The organism is Persicitalea jodogahamensis (assembly GCF_014651615.1).
Classification (GTDB): domain Bacteria; phylum Bacteroidota; class Bacteroidia; order Cytophagales; family Spirosomataceae; genus Persicitalea; species Persicitalea jodogahamensis.
Window position 1 is genome coordinate 492824 of sequence record NZ_BMXF01000001.1, and the last position, 25099, is coordinate 517922.

General features: G+C 52.5%; 16 protein-coding genes and 1 CRISPR repeat array. Of the genes, 1 reads left to right on the forward strand and 15 read right to left on the reverse strand.

Annotated features, from left to right (window positions below):
• The first annotated feature begins 109 nt into the window (after window positions 1-109).
• Entirely contained in the window at window positions 110-1471 is a 1362-nt protein-coding gene (locus IE117_RS02100) for an MATE family efflux transporter (RefSeq protein ID WP_229580187.1), read from the forward strand.
• Window positions 1472-1481: 10 nt separating this feature from the next.
• Here IE117_RS02100 and IE117_RS02105 read toward each other — a convergent pair whose 3' ends face one another.
• The 15 genes from IE117_RS02105 to IE117_RS02175 all read right to left on the reverse strand — a co-directional run bounded on the left by IE117_RS02105 (window position 1482) and on the right by IE117_RS02175 (window position 25069).
• Window positions 1482-3278, reverse strand: a complete 1797-nt coding sequence (locus IE117_RS02105; protein WP_189562694.1) for a sulfatase-like hydrolase/transferase — start codon at window positions 3276-3278, stop codon at window positions 1482-1484.
• A 108-nt stretch (window positions 3279-3386) separates the two neighbouring features.
• Window positions 3387-7791: direct repeats of the CRISPR family, unit length 29 nt; unit sequence ATTTCAATACCAGCAGGTCAAATTGAAGG.
• A 234-nt stretch (window positions 7792-8025) separates the two neighbouring features.
• The gene (gene cas2, locus IE117_RS02110; protein ID WP_189562695.1) at window positions 8026-8289 is read right to left on the reverse strand and encodes a CRISPR-associated endonuclease Cas2; all 264 of its coding nucleotides are present in this window, start codon (window positions 8287-8289) and stop codon (window positions 8026-8028) included.
• Between the two features lie 93 nt (window positions 8290-8382).
• Window positions 8383-9468: a type I-B CRISPR-associated endonuclease Cas1b gene (gene cas1b, locus IE117_RS02115; protein ID WP_189562696.1), complete on the reverse strand. Its 1086-nt coding sequence runs from the start codon at window positions 9466-9468 to the stop codon at window positions 8383-8385.
• Between the two features lie 80 nt (window positions 9469-9548).
• Entirely contained in the window at window positions 9549-10100 is a 552-nt protein-coding gene (cas4, locus tag IE117_RS02120; RefSeq protein ID WP_189562697.1) for a CRISPR-associated protein Cas4, read from the reverse strand.
• Window positions 10097-11137 carry a CRISPR-associated protein Cas7 gene (locus IE117_RS02125; RefSeq protein ID WP_189562698.1) on the reverse strand — a complete coding sequence of 347 codons (1041 nt, stop codon included), beginning with the start codon at window positions 11135-11137 and terminating at the stop codon, window positions 10097-10099. Before IE117_RS02125 ends, cas4 begins: the two co-directional genes overlap by 4 nt.
• Before the next feature lie 36 nt (window positions 11138-11173).
• A complete protein-coding gene (locus tag IE117_RS02130; RefSeq protein ID WP_189562699.1) occupies window positions 11174-12493 on the reverse strand; it encodes a hypothetical protein in 1320 nt (439 codons plus the stop codon).
• Between the two features lies 1 nt (window position 12494).
• Window positions 12495-14684 carry a CRISPR-associated helicase Cas3' gene (cas3, locus tag IE117_RS02135; RefSeq protein WP_189562700.1) on the reverse strand — a complete coding sequence of 730 codons (2190 nt, stop codon included), beginning with the start codon at window positions 14682-14684 and terminating at the stop codon, window positions 12495-12497.
• Entirely contained in the window at window positions 14681-15241 is a 561-nt protein-coding gene (locus IE117_RS02140; RefSeq protein ID WP_189562701.1) for a hypothetical protein, read from the reverse strand. The genes cas3 and IE117_RS02140 overlap by 4 nt, the downstream gene beginning before the upstream one ends.
• A 14-nt stretch (window positions 15242-15255) precedes the next feature.
• Window positions 15256-15924, reverse strand: a complete 669-nt coding sequence (cas6, locus tag IE117_RS02145; RefSeq protein ID WP_189562702.1) for a CRISPR-associated endoribonuclease Cas6 — start codon at window positions 15922-15924, stop codon at window positions 15256-15258.
• Between the two features lie 81 nt (window positions 15925-16005).
• A complete protein-coding gene (locus IE117_RS02150) occupies window positions 16006-16923 on the reverse strand; it encodes a helix-turn-helix transcriptional regulator (RefSeq protein WP_229580197.1) in 918 nt (305 codons plus the stop codon).
• A 245-nt stretch (window positions 16924-17168) separates the two neighbouring features.
• Window positions 17169-17987 carry an endonuclease/exonuclease/phosphatase family protein gene (locus IE117_RS02155; protein ID WP_229580199.1) on the reverse strand — a complete coding sequence of 273 codons (819 nt, stop codon included), beginning with the start codon at window positions 17985-17987 and terminating at the stop codon, window positions 17169-17171.
• Window positions 17988-17999: 12 nt separating this feature from the next.
• Window positions 18000-19646, reverse strand: a complete 1647-nt coding sequence (locus IE117_RS02160; RefSeq protein WP_189562703.1) for a RagB/SusD family nutrient uptake outer membrane protein — start codon at window positions 19644-19646, stop codon at window positions 18000-18002.
• Between the two features lie 7 nt (window positions 19647-19653).
• Complete coding sequence (locus IE117_RS02165) at window positions 19654-23022, reverse strand: TonB-dependent receptor (RefSeq protein ID WP_229580201.1); 3369 nt, start codon at window positions 23020-23022, stop codon at window positions 19654-19656.
• Between the two features lie 181 nt (window positions 23023-23203).
• On the reverse strand, window positions 23204-24358 hold the full coding sequence (locus IE117_RS02170) for a FecR family protein (RefSeq protein WP_189562705.1): 1155 nt from the start codon (window positions 24356-24358) through the stop codon (window positions 23204-23206).
• A gap of 111 nt (window positions 24359-24469) precedes the next feature.
• The gene (locus IE117_RS02175) at window positions 24470-25069 is read right to left on the reverse strand and encodes an RNA polymerase sigma factor (protein WP_189562706.1); all 600 of its coding nucleotides are present in this window, start codon (window positions 25067-25069) and stop codon (window positions 24470-24472) included.
• Between the last annotated feature and the right edge of the window lie 30 nt (window positions 25070-25099).

Here is a 25099-nt window from a genome sequence, read left to right on the forward strand (position 1 = left end):
AAAATTAAGAAGATTTTGTTAGAAACAGGTCCGTACCTGGCGGGCGGTCTCATGTTTCGCGGAGCAATTGCTACCTTTGCGGACTTTTTAGCCTAAATAATTGAGCCCCATGTATCCGCTGGCCCGTCTTTACCGTAGCGATATGCGCGAGACGCTGCGCCTGAGCATCCCGATCATTATTGCGCAACTGGGTGTGGTACTCATGGGTGTGACCGACAACCTGATGATCGGACGCATTCTGGGAGCGGTGCCGCTTGGTGCCGCCGGCATAGCGACTTCCGTCACCTTTCTGGTCGGTAGCATTGGCGTGGGTGGGCTCAATATCGTGTCGGCCCTGATCTCGCAGGCCGTGGGTAAGCGAAATACAGGCGAAGTAAACCGGCTGTACCGTGCGGGTATTCGGGTGGCGTGGTTGCTGAGCCTGTCGCTGGGTGTAATCTGCGTGCTGGTCGCCTGGCAGTTCCAGATTTTCGGGCAGACTGACGACGTCACACAAATGGCCAGGCCCTTTGTACTTATCCTAACGGTTTCGAACGTGCCTTTGTTGCTGTTCATCGCCATCCGTCAATTGTGCGACGGCCTCTCACGCCCCAAAGTCACGATGTTCATTACACTCTCGGCTTTACTGCTGAATGTAGTGCTTAACTATATTCTGATAAAGAACATGGGGCTGAACGGCGCTGCTCTGGGAACGCTGCTGGCCCGCTGCTATATGGCACTGGCAATTTGGATTTATGTAAAAAGAGACCGTTTTTTTGTTCCCTATCTGGAAAAAGCGAAGGCCATTTCACTCGCGCCGCTGGTTGAGAAAATCCTGCGGTTAGGCCTGCCGGGTGGCTTTCAGTTTTTCTTCGAAATTGCCGCCTTTTCGTTGGCCGTCATCATGGTCGGTTGGCTGGGCGAGGCGCAGCTGGCCGCGCACCAGATCGCCATCAACATGGCTTCCACCACTTACATGATGGCCACGGGCATTGGGGCGGCGGGTAGTATCAGGGTGGGCATGGCGGTGGGCCGCAACAACCGCCCGGCGGTGCAGCGGGCGGGAACGGCGGCCTTTATGCTGTCCATTATCTTCATGGGCGTATGTTGTGTACTTTTTCTGACGGCCAATGAATGGCTGGTGAACCTCTATATCCGCGACAACGCCGAGGTCGTCCGCATTGCCGCCACGCTGGTGGTCATCGCCGGATTTTTCCAGCTTTCCGACGGCATTCAGGTCGTGGGACTAGGTGTGCTGCGGGGTATTGCCGATGTCAACGTGCCCACGTTGCTGACACTCATTGCCTACTGGGTGGTGGCGCTGCCACTCAGTTATGTGCTGGCGTTTCCGCTGGGCCTGGGTGCGCCGGGCGTGTGGCTGGGACTACTGGCCGGACTCACAGTATCGGCGGTACTGCTGACGTACCGTTTTTATCACAAACTACCTAGGGTGAAGTTGGAAGAGATCGAGCCGGAAGAAGTGGAAATTTGAACGGGTGAGCTCACTGCTTCCGAATCACCACGCTTCCCAATTCCATGACTTCCTCGCCCGCCACCTCGGTGGCCTGAACCCTCAGCCTGTACTTCCCCGGAACCAGTCTCAAACTACCCCAATTCACTTCTTTCCATTCTCCGACTTTCAGGTCGGCAACGGGTACTTTGCTTTCGAGGTACTTTTCTCCGATGCTCACCCGCACCAGCGAACCTTCGTTTCCATGCGGACAACGAATATCTATTGAAACCTCATAGTCGCCTGTCTCTACTACCTCTATTTCCCAGGTAACGCTCTCATTGACCGAAAGCCAGTGGGCCAGCCAGTCGCCATCTACGCCGCTGGGGTGAACGCCCACTTTTTCCTTTCCGTACAAGCCCCGAAAACCGGTGTATTCCAGTCTGCCCTGCGCCCGACCCAGGTGAGGCGTTATCCTGACCTTTTTTGACTCATCATGGCCGATGGAGATGGGTCGAATGGAAAATGATCCTCCGGGAAAAAGGGTACTCCACCAGGCACGGTACTGCTGGTCGAGTTGAGCAAGTAGGTGTGGCTGGCCTGCCGCCAGGTTTTCCTTTTCGCCGGGATCTTTTTCAAGATCATAAAGCTCGTTTCCGTTCACCATTTTGTAGCGCTGGGTGCGGGCGATGCCGCCGGGGTAGGGGGCAGGCCCGGCCAAGTTCTGGAGCGAGTAATTCTGGAATAGCGTTCTTTCGAACCATTCGGGTTTGGCTTCGGTAAGCAAAGGTTTCAGGCTCACACCATCAACCGAACTCGTTGGCTGGATTTCGCATAAATCCAGCAAAGTGGGCATCACGTCGATGTGCGCGGCGATGATTCCCACCGTTCGGTTGGGTACGAAATGGCCGGGCCAGCGGGCAAAAAAACGGGTGCGTATGCCGCCCTCGTACACCGTGAACTTCTGGTCGCGCAGTCCGGCATTGAAGCGCCAGTCCTCCGGCCCACCCCGAAACTTGTCGATCGGCCCGTTGTCGCTGAGGAAAATGACGATGGTGTTCTTTTCCAGACCTGATTCGTGCAGAAAATTCAGCAGGAAACCCACGTTCTCGTCCAGGTTTTCCATCATGGCGTATACCCGCTCCACGCGTTCACCCAATCCTTTGTTCTGGTGTCTGACCAGGTACTTTCCCGGCACGTCGAGTGGCGTGTGGGGCGCATTGAAAGGCAGGTAGCAGAAGAACGGTTCACCGTTTTTGCTTTCCTTCATAAAAGTAATCGCCTCGTCGGTCAGCACATCGGTGATATAGCCTTTGGTGGGGTAAGGCTCGCCGTTGCGTTCCAGAACCGGATCGAAGTAGTTGTCAAAATGGCCCGTGCGGAAGCCGACAAACTCCTGAAATCCCTGCGCATTGGGAAGGCTGGGGTAGTTTTCGCCCAAGTGCCACTTGCCAAAAAGCCCGGTCCGGTAGCCCGCGGCCGCCATCATCTCGGCGATGGTTGTGGCTTCGGGATTCAAGGTCTCATAGCCGTTGGTTACGCTCAGTACCCCCACCCGCTGGGCGTACTTCCCTGTGAGCAAACTCGCCCGCGTGGGGGCGCAGACGGGCGAGACGTAGAAGTTGGTGAAGTTGACGCTTTCTCCCGACAGCTGATCCAGATTGGGCGTGTGGATGTTTGGGTTTCCGGCCATGCGGATGTCGCCGAATCCCATGTCGTCGGCCATGATGAAGAGCACGTTGGGTCGCTGTGTCTGTTGGGCTGGAGCTCCGGTATGCGCAAGCCAAGGCAGTATTAAAAGGGAAAGACAGGAGTTTTTGATAAAACGACCAAAATTCGAGAGCTTCATAGTTAAACCGACGTTCTCTGGTTCAAAGTCTTTTGTTGTAATTCATTTACTTGTCGAATCGTTAGATCGAAGGTCGAGCCAAACCTATAATCAGCTACCATTGGGCCAAATTCAATACCAGCAGGTCAAATTGAAGGCCGCCCTTCCGGTCCGATTCGCTACCGATATGACCCATTTCAATACCAGCAGGTCAAATTGAAGGATCTGCGCCTCGGCGTTGGCATCGAAGCCCATGCCGAATTTCAATACCAGCAGGTCAAATTGAAGGTTTTACTCACGCTAAGGGTTGACCACGTGGCACGATGATTTCAATACCAGCAGGTCAAATTGAAGGGCGGTGTGCCTCTTTCGGTGCCCAGCCTTTCAGCGTTATTTCAATACCAGCAGGTCAAATTGAAGGGAGTGAGCGCCTTTACTACGCGTTCACCGAGTACGCATTTCAATACCAGCAGGTCAAATTGAAGGCATTATTCGCCAATGGTTTTTGGATGCAGTACAGAAATTTCAATACCAGCAGGTCAAATTGAAGGCAGCCAGATCATAGACAACTGGCTTAGGCACTTTCATTTCAATACCAGCAGGTCAAATTGAAGGGTGTGCAGTTTTGCGGCACCTTCGGCGCCATGCAGTAATTTCAATACCAGCAGGTCAAATTGAAGGACTCGATATGTCGTGGGTACTTATGCTACTGCTCGGATTTCAATACCAGCAGGTCAAATTGAAGGTTGCAGTAATTGCGGGTGAAGGCGTGAGCGTACAGCCAATTTCAATACCAGCAGGTCAAATTGAAGGCTGCATCACGACGTTACCCACCATCCACGCCATAACATTTCAATACCAGCAGGTCAAATTGAAGGAACACGATCACCGCCGAAGCTCTCGACAACATCTTTATTTCAATACCAGCAGGTCAAATTGAAGGGATGTCAGCCGGACGAACAAACGAACGGAATCCTCGATTTCAATACCAGCAGGTCAAATTGAAGGACACCGGAAACGCAGCGAGTAAACCCGCACAAAATGATTTCAATACCAGCAGGTCAAATTGAAGGACTACTGCTCACACGTCATCACCCGCCAGGGCGAAAATTTCAATACCAGCAGGTCAAATTGAAGGCCGTAAAATCTGCTTGTTGCATGGTGTCATTGTTCATTTCAATACCAGCAGGTCAAATTGAAGGGATTTATTAAGGGAGGGCGACAAGGTTCAGGAACAATTTCAATACCAGCAGGTCAAATTGAAGGCCGACAGCCTAGGCCATGCAGACCTCAAAACTACCATTTCAATACCAGCAGGTCAAATTGAAGGTTCACCGTCCAGGCGTCTTGCCATTCCCTCGGAAATTATTTCAATACCAGCAGGTCAAATTGAAGGAAGAGACTGCCCTCGAAAGTGCAATTTCTTAACGTATTTCAATACCAGCAGGTCAAATTGAAGGGGAGGGGGCCGGAGCGAAGCGACGCGACCCCACCGGAATTTCAATACCAGCAGGTCAAATTGAAGGGGGGAATGGCAGCAGTTCAGAAAAGAACCTGCAACGTATTTCAATACCAGCAGGTCAAATTGAAGGTGGGAGGGGCGGGCCGCTAGGCCCGGTGCGCAGCAATTTCAATACCAGCAGGTCAAATTGAAGGGAGCGGTATCCGAGTTGTAGCCCCATGAAATCCAAATTTCAATACCAGCAGGTCAAATTGAAGGCAAGTCCTTCTTACGCCACTGCTGCCCGATAGATATATTTCAATACCAGCAGGTCAAATTGAAGGGAGATTGGCGACGACCAGGCGAATATGGAATTGCTGGATTTCAATACCAGCAGGTCAAATTGAAGGCAGGGCGCAGGCTACCGTGTATATGGAACTGGCCCCCATTTCAATACCAGCAGGTCAAATTGAAGGTTCGATTATCTGTACGGCTCAGCGGAGATACTGGATTATTTCAATACCAGCAGGTCAAATTGAAGGTGAAGACGTCGCGTGTAGACGGGGATGCGATACTCGAATTTCAATACCAGCAGGTCAAATTGAAGGTTCGTCCGCTTGTACTCCTCGTCCCAAAACTGCATATTTCAATACCAGCAGGTCAAATTGAAGGAAGTACTCATCCGCCCAGGCAACAAAAGCCTCGCCGATTTCAATACCAGCAGGTCAAATTGAAGGCGTCTCCGAAATATCCGCGCAATCGTGGTGCGTATCATTTCAATACCAGCAGGTCAAATTGAAGGTTGGTATCTCCATGAATAAGTTTGAATTCCGACAATTATTTCAATACCAGCAGGTCAAATTGAAGGTTGCTAATATGGAGCTTCTGGATTTTCCCTACCCTAATTTCAATACCAGCAGGTCAAATTGAAGGGTTTCAGAATAATTACTACATCAATGAGGACTTCAATTTCAATACCAGCAGGTCAAATTGAAGGAAGGCATCCATAGCATCACTTACCTGGCTATTATTTATTTCAATACCAGCAGGTCAAATTGAAGGTGTTGATATTCCCGTCATCGTCGGTGGTGGTATCGTATTTCAATACCAGCAGGTCAAATTGAAGGCTCCGGCAGGTAATCCGTATCTACTACCGCCTTCACATATTTCAATACCAGCAGGTCAAATTGAAGGCGCTGGCCTTTCGCAATACTGTGGTTCGTACACTCATTTCAATACCAGCAGGTCAAATTGAAGGGTTTCCACTTCATCCGTACAATCCGCATACATACCATTTCAATACCAGCAGGTCAAATTGAAGGGAGATATGGGCGAAGAAGAACGTCGAGCTCGCGTACATTTCAATACCAGCAGGTCAAATTGAAGGCTAAATCAAACGCATAAAGCAGGAAAGCACCCACCATCATTTCAATACCAGCAGGTCAAATTGAAGGCACCCGAAGGAGACATTACAATTCACAGCCAATACCATTTCAATACCAGCAGGTCAAATTGAAGGCCGCGTATTCCCGCACCGTTTCGGTGGTGAATTTCTATTTCAATACCAGCAGGTCAAATTGAAGGCAGCGCGTTCTACCGCGATGCCAGCAATCTGAATGCATTTCAATACCAGCAGGTCAAATTGAAGGTGGCCATCATTGGCATATGTCATTTACTCGACAGTCAATTTCAATACCAGCAGGTCAAATTGAAGGTCCCGGTACGACTGCTCAAAGCATATTCTGGTACATATTTCAATACCAGCAGGTCAAATTGAAGGGCGTGCTCCGCCGTCAATGGCCCCACAATGGGCATATTTCAATACCAGCAGGTCAAATTGAAGGCTGGCGCGGCTGTAACACCCCTAGCGAGATCACCACCATTTCAATACCAGCAGGTCAAATTGAAGGCTGGACATACGCCTGAAAAAACGACTGCGCAATGATTCATTTCAATACCAGCAGGTCAAATTGAAGGAGCAATCCGCTGCCTGGAAAACTCCCTATTCCAAAATATTTCAATACCAGCAGGTCAAATTGAAGGTGTCCCGCCTTTGCCTTCAGCTCCTGCTTTTTAATTTATTTCAATACCAGCAGGTCAAATTGAAGGTAGTATTCGACCTGGGCAGCATCAAGCCGGAGTATGTATTTCAATACCAGCAGGTCAAATTGAAGGTAGCAGATTCGTAATAATCAGCCAGGCTTCCCGCTTGTATTTCAATACCAGCAGGTCAAATTGAAGGGCCTCATTGATCGTGGTAACTGGGAGTACATGCCACCATTTCAATACCAGCAGGTCAAATTGAAGGGTTCCTCCGTCAGCTTCGTTACCTGGCCTTGGGCCTATTTCAATACCAGCAGGTCAAATTGAAGGAAGCCCGTCCGAGACGAAGCCAGCCGGTACCACACGCATTTCAATACCAGCAGGTCAAATTGAAGGGCCAGCTGCTCCTTGTCGGTGAGGAGGCTTTTGGCTTATTTCAATACCAGCAGGTCAAATTGAAGGGTATGGAACCTGACCAATGGCACGATCACCAGCCAGAAATTTCAATACCAGCAGGTCAAATTGAAGGCTCCAACGAGTTAAGTATGAAAAATGAGAATTTCAAAATTTCAATACCAGCAGGTCAAATTGAAGGTGCCCCTGCATAGAAACCCACCTTTTCCTGGGCCTCATTTCAATACCAGCAGGTCAAATTGAAGGGTGGATCTCCTTAATGTACAAGTCAACCAGTTTTTTTATTTCAATACCAGCAGGTCAAATTGAAGGTTGGCAATTTTACGCTGACGTTCAGCCTCCTTTTTGAATTTCAATACCAGCAGGTCAAATTGAAGGGGTTGTTTGTGGCCGAGAAGTTGCTGGAAACCGACATTTCAATACCAGCAGGTCAAATTGAAGGTGGCAGGACCGCCGCGAGATCTTGGTACGTATAGCATTTCAATACCAGCAGGTCAAATTGAAGGACACACATCGCGTCTTCAACGTAGAAATGTATAGTGCATTTCAATACCAGCAGGTCAAATTGAAGGGGTGACCACGCTTGAAGGCCAGGTAACGAGCCTGAATTTCAATACCAGCAGGTCAAATTGAAGGGCGCCGCTAAAATAGCCTTTATGCGGCGGAAACATTCATTTTAGGACGAAAAACTTTACTGAAAATCGTCAGCCTACGATAGTGCTAAAAAACCGCTGGGCTGACGACACGCATTTTTGAGTACATCAGGGTACTTTTTGCAGAAAAATGAACGCAATACAAGGCTTTACTGTGGCATTGAGCGATGACCCTGTACCTAAAAAACGGACTCTGACGACTCAGCTTTCATACAACTTACAGGAAACGAGACTTTTCTGCCTTTTCCTTCCCCAGGGCGATACGGTCCATGTAACGTTCGTCGCGGAGTTGGTAGAAAACTACGCCGTCTCCTTCCTGCATGAGTTGGTCGGCTTCGGTCTGTAGTGACTTGAACTGCGCAGGCGTCAGCTCGCCCTCAAAGACCGAATTCTGAATCCAGGTCAGATAGCGACGGAAGAGCTTGAGCATTTTGCCCACTCGCTTTTGGTTCACATCATACACTGCTACGAAGTAAGGCATAAAACGGGCTATCAAGTTAAAAAATTCAACACGTCAAAGAACCAATCGGTAGATACTTATCACTTACTCTACATCCTAAGCGTAGTTGCAGGGTCACCACCACATATGCAGCCCCTGGTAAGTTTCCCCCGCCGGATCGCTGAGGTGACGGATGAGTTTGTAACATTCCAGCCGGATGAGGCGTTCGTACGACACTTTGCGGTCGAGGGTACGGTGCTGCACGGTTTGGCTAAGGCGCTCGTCCCAGTGTTGAACGAAGATCTTGCGCCCGGCTTCGGAGAGATAGCAGCCACCCAGGTGCTTTTCAAAATGCTTGGGACCGATTTCACCCGTTTTGAGCAAACGAAAAATGGCACGATCCACTAACAATGGTTTGAAGATTTCGGCGATATCCAGCGAGAGCGAAAAGCGGCGGTCACCGGGTTCATGTAAAAAAGCCACCGTCGGGTCAAGGGCCGTGCGGTAAATCTGACGTAGCACGGAGTTGTAACAAAGCGAGTTTCCGAACGAAATCAGGGCGTTAAGTTCGTTAGAAGGCGGGCGGCGTTCACGTTTGTCGAATGGGAATCGACTCGCTACTTCCGGCCCCAGAAAGTGCGGCCACAGTTGGTAGTACCGATCCCGGATGCGGCCTTCGACGGCCATCAGCGTCAGGATGTCGGTTGTGTGTGGCAGAGCACTGCGGTCACGCACGAGGGCGGCCAGAGTTGCCAGCACGGTGGCTTGCGCTTCGCCCGAGAGACGCGGCTGATAGTACTTGATGACTCGCTCGATGTTAAACAAAGCCGCCTCCACAAAAGCCCGCGCCAGCACAAGCCGCTTTTTGGGACTCAAATAATGCTGCGCCTGCTGCACGCGTAAGCGTCCCGAAAGTTGGCTTTCTCTTGGATAGATCGTGGCGGTGAAGTTGCCGTAGTAATCGTAGAAGAAAGCCGGAATACCCTGCTGTCCCAGAAAAGTGATGAGTTTGGAGTTGATGTCTACCTCTCCGAACAGAAACAAACTATCTACGCTCTCGACCGGAAACGGAGTCCGTGGTCCATCAGGTGCGGCGGAGGGCAACCCCTCATCGCCTGGCGCGTCGTCGGGAATGCGCTCACCCGTGGTTTTTTCCAAAGCCAGCGTATTGTGCTGCCGTTTCAGGCGTCCGCTGGAAAATAGGTAGTAAGGACGTTTCAATTTAGGGAAGAGTTGAGAATTGAAAGTTGAGAGTACTTATGAGTTGAAAACCGGCTTCGCACGGAGCTATTCTATCATTGTTATCCGTAGCACAACTCCTCGAAGGCGCATTTTTTACAGAAGCTTCTTTTGGTCAAAACCGGGGGCGGAGTCTGCTGGGTGGCAAGTTGTCGTACCGCAGCTACCGTTCGTTCCAGTTCAGCGAGGTGTTCAGCTTCCAAAGTGACGGTCTCGGTGCGGCGCAGCAGCGGGTAGTCGAGTTGACCAAGGAAAGGTGCGCCGTCCGTGCGGGCCACGCCGTTGCGATGCAGCAGCCACAGGTAAAACCGGAGCTGCCACCGGTGAGCGTCCTCACAGGAGCGGCCTTTCTTGGTTTCGTGCAATACCCCTTCCCGCAGGTTGGCGCGGTCGATTTTGCCGATCAGCGGCGTTCCATCCGGTGCCTCCGCTTCTACCTGCAAATGCTTGTCGGCCCGCGCGTAGGCAGCTTGGTCGAGTAGTCGCCCCAAAGCCACGGTGTCGGATTCCTGCTCCATCCAGATGCCCCGCAGCGACCACCAAGCCTTGCGCGGGCAAAGGCGGTGATAGCCCACGAGCATGCCGCCGATGCGGAAGGAGGTAGCAGAAATCATCCTTCGTAATCGTAGTCAGAAAGCATTTCAACGATTTTAGCCTCGGCCTGAGCCAGCGCGTCGGCAGCACCGACGACACCCCGGACGTGACCTTTACACGCAAGGGATACAAAAGTGTCCACGCCGTCAAAAGTCTCGACCACGGGGTCGGCCCGTTTCATGTCTTCTTCGTTTAGGTCGGCGCGGATGGCGGCGGCGATCAGACTGGCGTTTTCGCTGATAGCCAAAGCCAACGTGGTTTGCGGGCTGTATGTGCGGGCCTGGTTGCTGGTGATGTGCCAGCCCACTAGGGATTTAGCAAGGGCCGGAATGAGTTGTTGCCGGCGTTCGGCGGGGCAGATCAATCCCTTGCCATCGGCGGATGGTGTCCAACCCTGTGCTTTCAAATCTTCTAGTGTGTCTTTAGTTAACTCGGGTTCGTGCTGGTTGACCGACACGCTGAACAGCCGGGAGCGGTCAATGGCGATGTCGTAGACAAACAAACCTGTTGTGCGAGCATTTTCGGGTATCCAGTGGCGGCGGGGTAGGGTGCGTTGCTTGCTATCCAGATATTCCTCAATTTGCTCACCCGACAATTCTTCGCCAGCGGCATTCAGCACCCGTACCGGGTTTTGCTCAGGCTTGTCGCTACGGTCGAACGTCAAATTTTCCGAAGTCATGCTAACCAGCAATGGGTGTAAAGCTCGCATGGCGGAAATGGATAATGGACTACGTCTTTTCAGCGTCACGACGCCCGGCCTTGCCCGCATCCAGCCACCGATGAGCTGGTCGGCGTAGGCGGGGTCACAGGGAGACCAAGGCTCTTTATTACTAAGTTCGTCTTTCTTATCTATCTCGTAGTTAAAGGTGATTGGAGCGCGGGGTTCGTTCAGTTCTTCGGCCAAAAAATCCAGCACGGACCTCTTCACCTGCTGCCCGCTCGAATAAGCAACTCGGCGGTTATGGATGGGATCATAGTAAGTCTTCTGTCCATCCTGAACAGTAAATACGGTGTGTTCAGCAGCTTTCAGGCCGCGCAGATAAAAGTATGACTTCATGGTTTTATTACTTTTAGGGTTGGAAAATGAGAATGTTTATTTGGTTTTAGCGACGGCGTATTTGAGTTTGAGCAGGGCCATAAATAGCGGAAAATCGGTTGTGGGCATAAGGATTATCGTATTCCCTAGCTCGTCAAAATTTGTGGCATTCTTTTCATCGTTTTTGACAAATTCGGCCATCTTTTCGATGAATTCACGACGGTTCTTGGTCTCGAGTAGCTTATCCACAGCATTACTATTTACTTTTTTGCCTCGATCCCCTTCATTGGCAAATTCGTTCAGCACCGACGCGACTTTCGTGGTCAAATCGATTAGTTGTTGATTGTTCAGCATAGCGATAATCCAGGTTTGGTAGAGGTTGTAGGTGATAAGGATGGGGTCGTCTTTATCCTTAGGTTGTTTGAAAGGTTTGTTCGTTCCGCGTCCGGGCATGTGCTCCCGAAGTTGTTTAGGTTCGAGAGCTGGAATGCCAATCTTGCCCAATTCACAGGCTCTTTGGAAACCTAGGGCGGTATCATAAAGCGTATCGAAAGAATCGGTCGTCAATGCACCTGATTCCCGACTGATCTTTTGGTATAGTTCGTTCAGGTAGCGTACGGCGGGTAGTTCCATCGCCACAAACCCCACTGTCGTATTCATTTGGCTGAGGGAGTACACGTAGGTATTGAGCGACTGATTTGGCATTCTCTCTGACAAGGCGAAAATAACTTTGACCCAGGAGGTAGTTTCAATGCTCGCTGTTCCCGTTTTTGCATCCGTCTTTATGTCGGGCGACTTGTTAGCAAATGGGTATTCTGGGTCGAAACGAGCGTCGAAGACATTGGTCAGCCAGTAGCCATTCCATGTATTTACTTGATGAGGTTTAAGATTGGGCGTTTGGGTCAGATACTCACGGTAACGGTACCAGCCTTCGTACAAAGCCAGCAGAACTTCATTTGAGTCGATTAGAACGTTAAGCCCACCGCTGACGCCTACGCCCATAGCCGCGCCAACCCAGGAAGCATACACCTCATGTTCGGTAATCGGCAACACCAAATCTGTGACTTGTCCCGAAGTGCCTGCCGAGGCTTCCGCCGCCGCGCCGCCCAGAAAAAAGGAGCCGTCGGGCGCGTCGGTCAGTATCTTTTCGTGCTGGCCGCTTAGCGCATTTGCCAGTACCTCTGTGGTCAGCGGCGTCTTTTTCTTTTGTTTGTAAGCTTGATCGAACTTGGAGTTGTTGACGTGTTGCAAATACCGCTCATTCATGAAAAACAGCGGGATGTACACTTCGTCAAAAAATTCCTGGGCGGATCGTTCTTTGCCTTCCCGCTGATTGACCAGTTGGATCAGTCTCTTGCCAATGTAAGCTGTGTACATATCAAATCATTCGGTTGGTGATGGATGGAGTTGCCGCATTAGCGCCCGGAGACTTTAAGACTAAGCCGAGTATTGAATCATAATATTCATCAGGAATTACGGTAGGGTAGCTACCTGTTTCCACCCTCGGCCACGTTCTGGCGTAAGGCGCAAGAGACCGCCACGGCACGGGAATTTCTAGATTCTGGCGCTTCTCGCCGTAGTTGTCGACGTAGGTATCGTAGTCCGATTTGCGGATGCAGACTGCGCCCTCGATTTCCAGCGCATCAATCAATGCGGACTTGGGGCGGTGGCACAACTCGCGCAGTGGGGCTTTGCCCGATGTCAAATGCACGTCGATGGAAGGAATTGCCACCTCGCCGTACACCTGGTCGATCAGTTCCTGCAAATGACTCTCGTGTAATAGTCCTTCGGGCAGCAGATCGTAGCCACGCCTTACCACGTCGGGGTTATAGGGCAAAATATCTTTGTCTGTCTCGGAGGGGGAAATCACACAGACAGGGCGGTACTTGCCAATGGTTTCGTAAGTGCGGCGACGATTAACCCGGCCAAAACGCTGCACCAGACTATCCAGCGGAGCCGCATCGGTCACCAGTCGGTCGAACGAAATATCCAGGCTCACTTCCACTACTTGCGTAGCGATGACCAGACAAGGGCCTTTCCCTTTATCAAATTCACTAATCTTTGCTTCCAGCTCCGCGCGGTCGCCACGGCGGAAGCGACTATGAACCAATAGAATGTCCAAATCCGGAAATTCTCGCCGCGCCCACTCGTAGCGTTCCTGGGCAGTGGCGACGCGGTTGCCAACGAAAAGTACCTTTTCACCGTCGGCAATAGCTGTCTTTACTATTTCTCGCGCTTCGGCTTCATCCTTAATTTTTTGCACCTCGTGGCGGTTGAATTTCTCCAACGCCCTTTTCTTCAACCCCACGCGATGGACCCGACGCCTTCCGCCTAGAGCTTTGATGAGTTCGTCAGCAAGAACCGTGGGAATAGTGGCCGTGCCGATGTGAACGCGGCAGTTTAATTTGACCAACTCTTTGACTATTTCAATTGTCATCGCCCGCGCCATGTCGTCGTACACATGGACTTCGTCCAGAATCACATCACAATTTTTGAGATCCAGTTTGGTAGCCTCGTGACCGCTAATGCCAAAGACGATAGAAGCGATTTGGTGCGGCGTGGTAACCTTAACGCTCGCGCCGGGATTTCGCTGCAAGGAGATTTCTTCTTCAACTTTCCTGCCTTTTTCATCACGAATCTTAATTTTGGAAGCCGCGTGCGCCCGTCGCACATCGGTTCGCTGGTCTTTGGGCAGTCGTGATTCGCCTTTGCCGTTCAGGTTTTCGTCAAGCCGGACGAACATGGCGTTAATTGAAGCCTGAAAAGGCAGCGTGTACACCACCCGTCCCCGACAACGGCGCAGTAAAAAGTCGGTTTTGCCCGCACCCGTGGGAGCAATTACGAGCGTATGACGGGTGCGGACATCGGCCCGCATGAGCGACAGCGGGTGTAATTCTGAAGTGCGGTTGTAGTAATCAAGATTGGGTACTTGATAAAACCGCTTGATCAAAGGCGCAGCTTCGTCCATGTACTCCGACGCGAAATGGTCAGCGGCCATGAGCAATCCCCGCCATTTCGACCAGCCATAAGGAAGTCGATAACAATAGTCGTAGGCAAAATCCAGGGCCTCGTTCGCTTCTTCGATGGTGATAGACCGAAATTTCATTTTAAAATCCCGATGCTCGACAATTGGTCGCACTTTCTCTGACCATTCCGCCCAGTTTTCGGCGTGGCGTTTGACGACAGTTTTCGGCCCATCTCTTCCGACCAGGTCGATTAAGCCACGCTTCCGCACATCATCAGAAGCTGATTTGTGGTGAGCCGCCACCATTTCTATCAGAATAGGCCAATCCTCACGGTCGAACAAAGGCAGGAAAAGCAGAGAGGATATTTCGTGACGGTGCGGCTCGGAGGTGATGCGTTCGTTTTCGTCCACTTCGCCGTTGACCATGCGCTGGAAATAATCGTGCGCCTTACCCAAGTCGTGCAAAAGTGCGCCAAGCCGCGCCAGTCGCCGATTGAAACCATGGTGGACCGCCATCATGGCGATGACCTGAGCCACGTGCTGGGTATGCGCCAACAAGGTGAGTCCACCCTGTTCGGGGCTTTTAGCGTAGAGTTCCATCATTCGATAGGTTCGCTTCCTACGGGGTTGCCCGTAATTTTCAGTACTCCGTACATGGGCTCATTATTACGATAGCGGTCGTAACCCACCAGAATCGCCATCGGGTCTTCTTTGAAGATTAACTCAAAGCCGATTAGGGCATCGAAACCAGATTCAGAGATGGTCTCCACTAGGCTATCGGGCAGTAAAATATCCTCATTGCGACATAGGCAAATGTGCTGCTCAGCGGACGCTTTCGCCTCAGCTTCAGTAGCGAAAGCCAAGGTTAGTTTAGGATAAAGCATAATGCCCCGCACCAAAATGGACTGCTCACGAGTGGCCTTCTTGCGCGTTTCGGCGAAAGCCCGCGATTGGGTGCGTTCCTGTTGAGAATCGATTTTGGCATAGGTGAGTTTATGCCGTAGAATCGCTGATACATCTAGCCTGATTCTCAGTCCTTCGATGATGCTGGGCGTCAGGAATTGCTGGCTGTACGTGCGCTCGTCCCGCACTGCCGTCCACGGCTTGATGAATCCAAATGGCCCGGTATAGGTAACAATGTGTAATAGTTGTTCACTCATGGTAGTTTTCGTTATTATCGTAAAGCCCCAAATCCACTACCCGTTAAATCTCCAATACCTACCAGCCACGCAAACTGAATGGCTTCGGGCGTGCCTTCTACAATGACCGGACATTCGCTGCCTTTGTGTTTTATGCCTTTAATCGTAGCCATGCGGGGTCGAGGCCGGGCGTAAGCGCGATCAAAGGCTACCCGGACCTCAAGGTGTTCACCACTGAAACCCGCCACTTCTAGTTTTTTACGAAGCAAGTGGGTCAGCACATCATTGGCGGCCAACGTGTCCCAAAGCAAGTACTCTCGGCTACCGTCGTCGCGCTTTCGTCGCGCCAAGACTGCCGATCCGTCAGTAGCAAAAATATGCTGCTTGCTGAAAGAGGGCAGATCAATTTCCCGCACTTCCTGCACGGCCATACCGTGGGCAACCGACGGGTCTTCCAGGATTCCTTTTATTAACTGTCGGGCTAGTTCGTTATCAAAAAAGGAAATGTTCCAACTGGCTCCTTCGGGAAAGCTGAGAGCTTGGCGTTTAGGTTGTCCACCTCGTAGCCACCCGAAACTGTACAAGCTCAAACCGTCGTGCGCCGAATTGCCGCCCAGCCATTTATGAATTGCCCCAGTTAGGTGGTGCAGGTGATTAAACGGCACAGGTTCGGTATTGGGACTCAGTTGCAGTTGTATTCGCATATAGCTTTCGGTTTGGATGGGACAAAGGAAGGGGAGAGGTTCGCCAAAAAGCGGCGTAGTCCCGTGGTTATATCAAAAAAATCAAAGAAGGTAAGTTTTTGCGTGGTCTTTCGCTCGTTCGGCAATGTGTTTACGGAGTGTAGCAGGCTCCAGCACCTCCACAGCCTCACCAAAAGAGAGGATTTCTTTTTCAAGCTCTGGATTTAAGATTACAAACAACTCGAACTCCCCCGCGCCAAGCTCCACCATGCTCGAATGCAGTGGCAGTGAACGTACATAACTACTCTGCAAAGCATTAAATCGCAGCACCACGCGCTCCGGCTCAGCTCCATCGGGAGCCGTGACCCCAATGACATGGCGGCGCAAATTTTTGTAGGTGGCCGTGCGGTCAGTGGTAACAGGCTTGTCGGTTAGTCGGAGGTCGGTCATGCGGTCGAGTCCAAAGGTGCGGAGGGAGTCTTTTTCTACATCCCAGCCATCCAGGTACCAGCGGTTTCGGTACTCGAAGAGAATACCCGGTTCGACGGTGCGCCGGGCAGCTGGCGAAGCGGAATCCGTGTAGGCGGCGTACTCAAAGTGAATCACCCTTTGCCCACGCAGAGCGTCCCAGAGGAGGGGAAGATTTTCGGCCCCCGCAAACTGCTCGTTGCGTTCGAGTTGAAGGTACTTGCCGACCTCCTGCACGTTGGTGATGGCTTTCTGCAGGAAACTCAGCCGTTCGTGGCGTTCGAGCAGGGTAACAAACTGGCGGAAATCGTCTACATCTTCATCGGGCGGAATATCCAGATAATAACCCCGGCGGCGATAATCGTATTTGATGTGAATTCCGTATTCGTCACGTAGTTCGCGGATGTCCCGCTCGAGCGATCGCCGGGCTATGGAGGGGAAGTCCATTTCGGAAAAGCTGGCCAGCAGTTCTTCCTTGGAAGGATAGCGGTATGGTGCCTCTGTGTTTCGGATCAGACAGAGACGGCGGTGCAGCAGGGCGGAAGGGTTCAAGTGGTGGTAGTTGAGGGAACTGAGTTATTTGTCACCTAATGTAGCAATAAAAAAGTAGTCTCAACCGAGTTACTTGTCTTTTGAGCCTGAAAAGGGGTTTCCCAAGCAGGAGGATGTATAGGATTGCTTCATTTATGCCACTTTTTCAGAATTTGATAGACTAATCAGAAAAAAAGCCCGGATCGGCCCGAATTACATTCAGACCAACCCAGGCTTCGTGGTACAACTTCTCTCTTTGATAGTATCTAGTCCAGCCGCAGCTCGGCTACTACGGGCAAATGATCCGAGGCGTACTTCTCGGAAATCACCCGGGTAGACAGCGCTTTGAAACTTGCAGCGGGTTTGAACATGATAAAATCGATGGTTCGGTTGGGGCTTTCGACCGGGATCGTGGGCAGGCAGTTTTGCTTGCAGGTACGGGTAAAGTGCTGGTCGAGGTAGCTGATCGTAGTACTTTCGGGCAAGGCATTGAAATCACCCCCCAGAATCATGGGAAGCTCCGCGTCTTTGAAATGCTCCACGATCTGCGCCGATTCGGTCGATCGGTTTCCTTCCTTAAGATCCAGGTGGGTGCTGGCAAAGAGGATTTTTCCTTTGCCGGGTACTTCCACCGTGATGGCCGCCACGGCGCGATCTTCACCACCAAGTTCGGGATTGCGGGGGAGCAGGTACCCCACCGAATCCACGATCGGGAAGCGTGACAGCACGGCCACGCCATATTCACCGCCCTGATAGTCCAGTGCTTTTTTGAAATACGAGTGCATCCCGGTAAGCCGGGCCAATTCACGCGCCTGATCCAGACTTTTGCCGGAGCGCTCGGTGTGGACATCTACCTCCTGTAGCGCGACCAGATCGGGCTTTTCCTGATTGATGACCCGGGCGATGGCCGCCACGTCGATTTTGTCTTTTTCGGAAGGCGGATTGCAATGGTGGATGTTGTAAGTCATCACCTTGAGATCGCCTTTGCGGGCGGGTACCTCCGGTTCTTTCTCCACGGTTTCGCTGCCTTTTCCACAGGCGGAAAAGGTAATCAGCAGGCCTAGAACGTACAGTAGCTTTTTCATAAGAATCAACGCTTACCAACCGGGATTTTGTCCCAGGGCAGGGTTGCGCTGGGTTTGTTCGAGCGGGACGGGCCACAGGTAGTTTTTAGGGGCAAAAGTACGGCCCGTAGCGGCCACGATGTAGCCTTCTTCGTCGGTACGCAGGTTGGCCACGTCGGCGGGTACTTCGGCCCAGGCGGCTTTCATGCCTTTCACGTCCTGCGCCAGCAGTTCGCCCTGCTGCCAGCGGCGGATGTCGAAGTAACGCTGTCCTTCCAGGGCCAGCTCAACCCGGCGTTCGCGGCGAATTTCTTCACGTATGTCCAGCCCGTTGGCGGTCAGTTCGGTGAGTACCATCGGTTTCATGCCCACGCGGGCGCGAATCTTGTTGATGGTCAGGTCTACATCGGCCTGAGTCAGCTTGCCCTGCTCGAAGCGGGCCTCGGCGTAGGTGAGCAGTACTTCGGCGTAGCGGATCAGGTGGATGTCATTGGCATCGCGGCCCACCCGCGATACCGTGGAGGGCTCCACATATTTGGTAAAATAGTAGCCGGTAATGGTCACCGAACCCCGGCGGTCGGAGCGAAACTTGGGTGCCGTAAAAATGGCCGGATCGGTATTGGCGGGATTCCCGTCGTAGCGTCCGCCCCAGGGCGAGCCGGGGGCCAGGATCGTCTGCGTCATGCGGGGATCGCGGTTTTCAAAGACAGCTTCGTAGCTGTTTTCCTCGTAGAGCGGCGACTTCTCGATGGGCAGGCCGTCGATCATCAGGTAGGAGTCTACCAGTGATTTGGTGGGATTCCAGCGGGCGTTCTGGTCGGGTACCTGAATCTCGCGGCTGAGGTTGTGATAATTGACCTCTTCCAGATGAGGGCGCGCCAGAATCGTTTCTTTATTCTTGCCGGCGGACAGTTTGCCCGCGTAGGTGAAGAGCGCATTGTAGCTGGTTTTGGGGTTGCCCGTGCTGAACAACTGGTAGATTCCCAGGTCCATGACGTCTTTGGCGGCTTTTTCGGCTACCTGGTACCGACCGGCGTATAACGAGTAGCGGGCTTTGAGCGCCAGCGCGGCCCCTTTGTTTATTTTACCTAGGTTGCTGCCCGTGGGGATGGCCGTGGGTAGTTTGGCGGCGGCTTCTTCCAATTCGGTCAGGATAAAGTCCACGACCTGAGCCTGCGGATCGCGGGGGCCGTAGAGTTCGTCGATGTCCAGCGTTTTGGTGACGAGAGGTACATCGCCGAACAAAAACGTCAGGTAGCCGTACAGGTAAGCCCGGATGGTACGGACCTCGGCGGCCAGCGCTTCCTTGCGGGCAGGCACTGCTACTTCGGCCTGCTGGTAGTTTTCCAGAAAGGTGTTGCACTCCCGGATGCCCGAGTACATGTTACGCCATTCGCTGTTCAAAGTACCCAGGTCGGGGCCGAAGTTGCCGCTGCCAATTTGCAGATAATTCGTATTGGAAGGCCACAGGGTGTTGTCGCCCATGTTTTCCATATCGACGGTATTCTTGGCCTTTATGTTGTTATAAATGGCGTTGGCGGCCAGCTGGAGCTGCTCTTCGTTCTTCCAGAAGGTTTCGTCCGCGATTTCATCCAGGGGCACCCGGTCCAGAAAATCATCCTGACAGGAACCCAGTGAGAGAGCAAGCAGCGTAATGAGATATACTATTTTGTTTTTCATGATTTGACTATTTGAGATTAATATTCAATCCGAACACGAAGGTCTTTACCTGCGGATAGAAGCCCCCGCTGGTCACCGGGGTTTCGGGATCGTAGCCGTAAAAGAAATCGGATTTGGTAAGAAGATTATCGGCCGAGGCGTAGACACGCAAGCGGCTCACCCGGAATTTCTGGGTCAGCGTGGCGGGAAGCGTGTACCCAAGTTGAATGTTTTTCAGGCGCAGATACGAGGCGTCTTCCAGCCAATAGGTGGAAAGCCGCTGATTGTACGATTGCTGGTAGGTGAGGCGGGGGTAGCTGGCATCGGTATTTTCGGGTGTCCAGCGGTCCAGGTGGACAGTCTGCGGCAATGATCCTTCGTTGATCAGCGCGTGGCGAGAAGCGCCCTGCAGGTAGCCGTCGACCTTGCCCACGCCCTGAAGGAAAAAGCTGAAATCAATACCTTTCCAGCCCAGCTCAGTCCGGAAGCCGTACGTAAAGCGCGGAATGGCGTTGCCAATTACCTTCCGGTCCTTATCCAGACTGATGACGCCGTCGCCATCCAGATCCTGATAGATGACATCGCCGGGAGCCACCGGATCACCAGCGATAATAGGGAAGTTGGGAGTATATTTCTGGGTTTCGGCGTCGTAGGTAAAGTCTGACTCCTGCGCCATGCGCTCGGCCACCAGGCCATAGAACGCATCGATGGGCTCACCCACCATACGAATGCGGTCGCCAATGGTAGGAGGTACCCCGCCGAGGCTTACGACCTTGTTTTTTACGTCCGAAAGGTTGGAGTTGATCGCGTAACGGAAATCACCGATCTGATCGCGCCACGAAGCCTGAATTTCCCAGCCGCGGTTTTGAACTTTACCGGCATTCTGGGGCGGATAGGAAGTGCCCACGCCCAGTACGTCGGGCAGAGGTACCGATAGCAGAATGTCGTTGGTATTGTTTTCAAAAACATCCGCCGTCACTCCTAGGCGCCCCCCGAGAAATACCAGATCCAGACCGATATTTTTCTTGATGACCGACTCCCAGGTCAGCAGCCGGTTGGGGATACTTTGCTGGCGGTAGCCAATCGTGTAGGCGTTGCCGATGGGAAAAACGTTGTTGACCGGACCCAGCGTGGCCAGATAGGCGTAGTCGCTGCCCACCCGGTCGTTGCCCTGCGAGCCGTACGAAGCCCGCAGCTTGCCCGACTCGATGACATCGGTGAGCCCTTTGAAAAACTTTTCTTCGGAAAATACCCAGCCCAGCGAAGCCGAGGTAAACAGGTTCCAGCGGACGTCGGGCGCGAAGCGCGAGGAGCCATCGTACCGGAAGTTGACCTCGGCCAGGTACTTGCTGCGGAATCCGTAATTGACGCGGCCAAAGAGCGATTGCAGCGCGTTGTGGGCTGCTCCCCCGAAGTTCAGCTGGTTTTCGGTCCCGATATTGATGGAGGGGACGTCCTGCGAAGCCAGATTGGTGCGGGTAGCCCCGAAGCTGGAACCGACTGTTTTCTCCTGCGAAGCTCCCAGAATGGCATTAATGGTGTGGATATCGCTGAAATTTTTATCGTACTGCAGGACTCCGATGAAGGTCTGGTAGCGGGAAATGTAATCGCGCACGTCGATCTTATTCACCGGGTTCGTCTGGTAAATCAGTGAGCCATCGTCGGGACTATAGTAATTGATGGTTTTGTTGAAAATGGTCCGGCTGGAATTGGACTGGATCAAACCGTACTGTCCGCGCAAGCTCAGGCCGTCGGTTATTTTGATAGTCGCGTTCAGGTTGCCCGTAAATTCCTGCGAGCCGAAGGTGTTAGTGCCGCCGTCGGTAGTTACGGCAATGGGATTGCGTTGCCCGCCGATGTAGCCCCAGCCACCGGTAGTGAACCGCACGGGCACCAGGGGAAGTATCTGATGGGCGGCGTAGATGGGTCCCGATCCGGCGCCCACGCCCTCGGAAGAGCCCGAGTAGCTGCGGTCGATGTACCCCAGATTGGCATCCAGCTGAATGCGGTCGATCAGCGTGGTGTTGAGCCGAACCCGGATGTTGTGGCGGTTGGCGCTGTAGTTGTCGCCCGTAATCAGGCCGCCTTCTTTGAGCAGGCCGTAGGATACGTAGTAGTTGAGGTTGCTGGCGCCGCCGTTGATACTCAGGTTATGGTTTTGCTGGGGCGCACTGGGCGTGTAGATTTCCTCGATCCAGTTGGTGTTGGCGTAGTAGTTGGGATCAGAGCCATTGCGGGCGATCTCGATCTCGGCGTCGGTGTAGGTAGGGTTGCGGCCCACGTTGCGCTGGGCTTCGTTCAGTAGCTGCATGTATTGCGGCGAGCCCAGAAAATCGGGCAGAGCCGTGGGTGTCTGTAGCCCAAAGTACCCCCCGTACGAAATGTTGGGCTGGGTACCTTCCTTGCCTTTTTTGGTCGTTACCAGAATGACCCCGTTTGCTCCCCGTACCCCATAGATAGACGAGGAAGCGGCGTCTTTCAGCACCGAAATGCTTTGAATATCGTCGGGATTGAGGATACTCAGGTTGCCACCGGGGATGCCGTCGATCACTACCAGAGGTTCCGAGTCGCCCAGGGTACCGATGCCCCGGATGCGAATGCTGCCGGCACCCTGGCCAGGCAGCGCGGTACTGTTGCGGACGGTCACGCCGGGCATCAGGCCCTGCAGGGCCGAGGTAACCGAGGTGACGGGGCGGCTTTCGATATCTTCGGCATCGATACTGCTTACCGAACCCGTGATGTTGACCTTTTTCTGCACCCCGTAGCCCACGACCACAAGCTCTTCCAGGCCGGCCACATCTTCCTGAAGCTGGATCGTGAGACTGGTCTGGCTGCCAATTTTTACTTCCTTACCCAGAAAGCCGATGTACGAAATCTGCAGTACTTCGCCTTCTTCGGCCTCGATCGAGAAGTGCCCTTCGCCGTTGGTCGAAGTACCCCGTAGCGTGCCTTTGATTTTTACGGTTGCGCCGGGGAGCGGTTGCCCCTTGGCGTCCTTCACCATACCCGACACCAACCGCAGCGGATCAGCCAGGACTGGCTCTGGTTCCGCTTTCGGCTGCGAAACCGGAGCCGTGCTCCTTCTTTCTTTTGCGATTGGCACGATGACAATCTGTCGGCCGGAGAGCTGGTAGGTAAGGCCCGACTGCCGCAGGGCTTTCTCCAGAATCACCGAAACCTTTTCGTTGGTCATGTCCAGATTCAGGGCATTCGCCGGGGTTTCTTCCAGCATTTTATCCTTATAAAAGATCAGGTAATCGGTCTGTTCCTGAATTTGCCGGAACAGCTGAGCCAGGTTGCCGTTTTTAAGGTGTACGTCCATGCGGTCTTTTTGCGAAAAGCCCTCGGCACTTACCCCCATCATAGCTACCCAAAGTAATGCGGCGGTCAGTTTCATGATTCTCAGTAGATTTAGGTCATGCCTCTCCGGCTGAAGAGCGCACGTACAATCGTCGAATTTTTTCATACATTTGATAGACTTTTGTTATACAATTGTTTAAGTTGTTTTCCTGCTTGCCGGCAGGAAGATTCGGAGCGGAAGGCGTTGGCGCGCCTTTCGCTTTTTCATTTATAAAAACTCACTTTTTAAGTACAAACCTCCTTTCGTGCTGCTCGTAGCTAAGCGAAGTCGTGGTGCAGATGATAGACAGTACATGGGTGATATCATCCTGCAGGTCCAGCTTCCCCGAGAAAGTCTCCTGCCCGGCGGTGGTACTTTCCACAGCGAGCTCCACCCGATAGTAGCGGGCCAGTTTTTTCAGGATTTCGTTCAGCGGTACCCGGCTCAGAATCAGGTAGCCATCCTTCCAGGCGGTATATTCTTCCACCCGCACCGAAGCTACCTGCACCTCGGCTGCCGAGGGGTTGTACAAGGCTCTGGTACCGGGGACCAACTTCTTTTTTATTTTACCAAATAGCGCGTCCTTGTTGGCCGTCAACTCGATGCTCCCCCGCGCCAGCACGGCGTAACTCTCGGCGTCGTCGGAGTAGGCACTAACGTCGAATTCTGTCCCGAGTACTTCGATTTCCAGGGCTTTGGTTTGAACATAAAAAGGTTTGGAAGCATCGTGCCGCACCGCAAAGTATGCCTCTCCGTCGAGGTACACTTCCCTTTGCCGGTCCGAAAAGCGGGCCGGGTACACTAGTTTTGAGCCGGAGTTGAGCCATACTTTGGTGCCATCGTGCAGGGTGAGGGTGGAGCGCTTGCCGTAGGGTACCACCAGGGTGTTGTACACTATGTCCTTCTGATTGAAGCCGCGATCGATCACCGATCCCGAATCCAGCCGGATATTTGCCCCGTTTTCCTGGTAGGTAATCTCTGATTCATCATTGGACAGGCTGATCGTTTGCTCGTCGGAGAGGATGAGCTGGGTATTAGTAGCCGAGTCGGATGCGGCAGCACGCTCTGCGGCAAGCTGCATGCCGGAATCAGGACGGGTACCATAAAAATACAGGCCGAAGCCCGCCAGTAGCAGGAGCGATACGGTAGCGGCAATGCGGAATACGGGTAGCCGAACGCTCCTTCGACCTGCCGACTCTGACGTACTCTGCTGAACGGTAGCCCATAACGCCTCCTTTTCGGAATCGTTGAGTTGCTCATTCCCGTTTTCCTGAAACAGGTTTTTCAGATGCTCTGTTAGTTTCTGCTGCTCGGGAGGTAGTTCACCAGACGAATCCGATGCATGGCGCCCGCTCAGAAAATCTTCAAGATTACGTGGTTTCTTCGGTTTCATCACGCCATTGTTTATAAGTATAGAGCGACAAAAGCCCGCGCCATAGACGCGGGCCGAAGTTTTTTTTAGTTTTTAAGCAGTTATAGAACAAACAGCCTGAAATGAAGCAAGTTAATCCAGCAATAAAAGCAGCATAGAGGCCAAAGGCAGACCATTGAGTTGTTGCCGGAGTTGCTTCACCCCACGGTATACCAGCGTGCGACAGGTAGGCACCGAAACCTGCATCAAGGCGGCTATTTCTTCGTAACTAAGGTCGTGTTTGAATTTCAGGTACAGGATTTCCCGCTGCCTGTCCGGCAACTGGTTGATTTCGTACGCCAGTGCTTCGAGGGTCTCCCGTTCCTTTTCTTCAGCCATAATTTTGTGCTCAATGCTGAAAGAAAACGGAGGGAAAGGAAGAGCGTGGTCGCGATCCAGCCAACCGTTGAGCTGAAACAGGGAAGATTTGCGCAGCGCCAGATTTAATTTGCGGCGAAAGGATTTGAGCAGATAGAATTTGACACTGTCGGGCGAGGCTGCCAGTCCGGCCCGATAGGTATGCAAATCGATAAATAGGTCATGGATACAGTCCTTGATCAGTTCCTGATCTGCCGTATACCGCAGCCCGAAGGCATACAGGATATCGGTGTAGGTGTCGTATAGTTCCCGGAACGCTTCCTGGCTACCCGCCGCAAAATCCGTCCATATATCTCCCTCGGTTCGCGTGTCCATACTCAAGTGTTTAGTCGTTCACATGCCGGG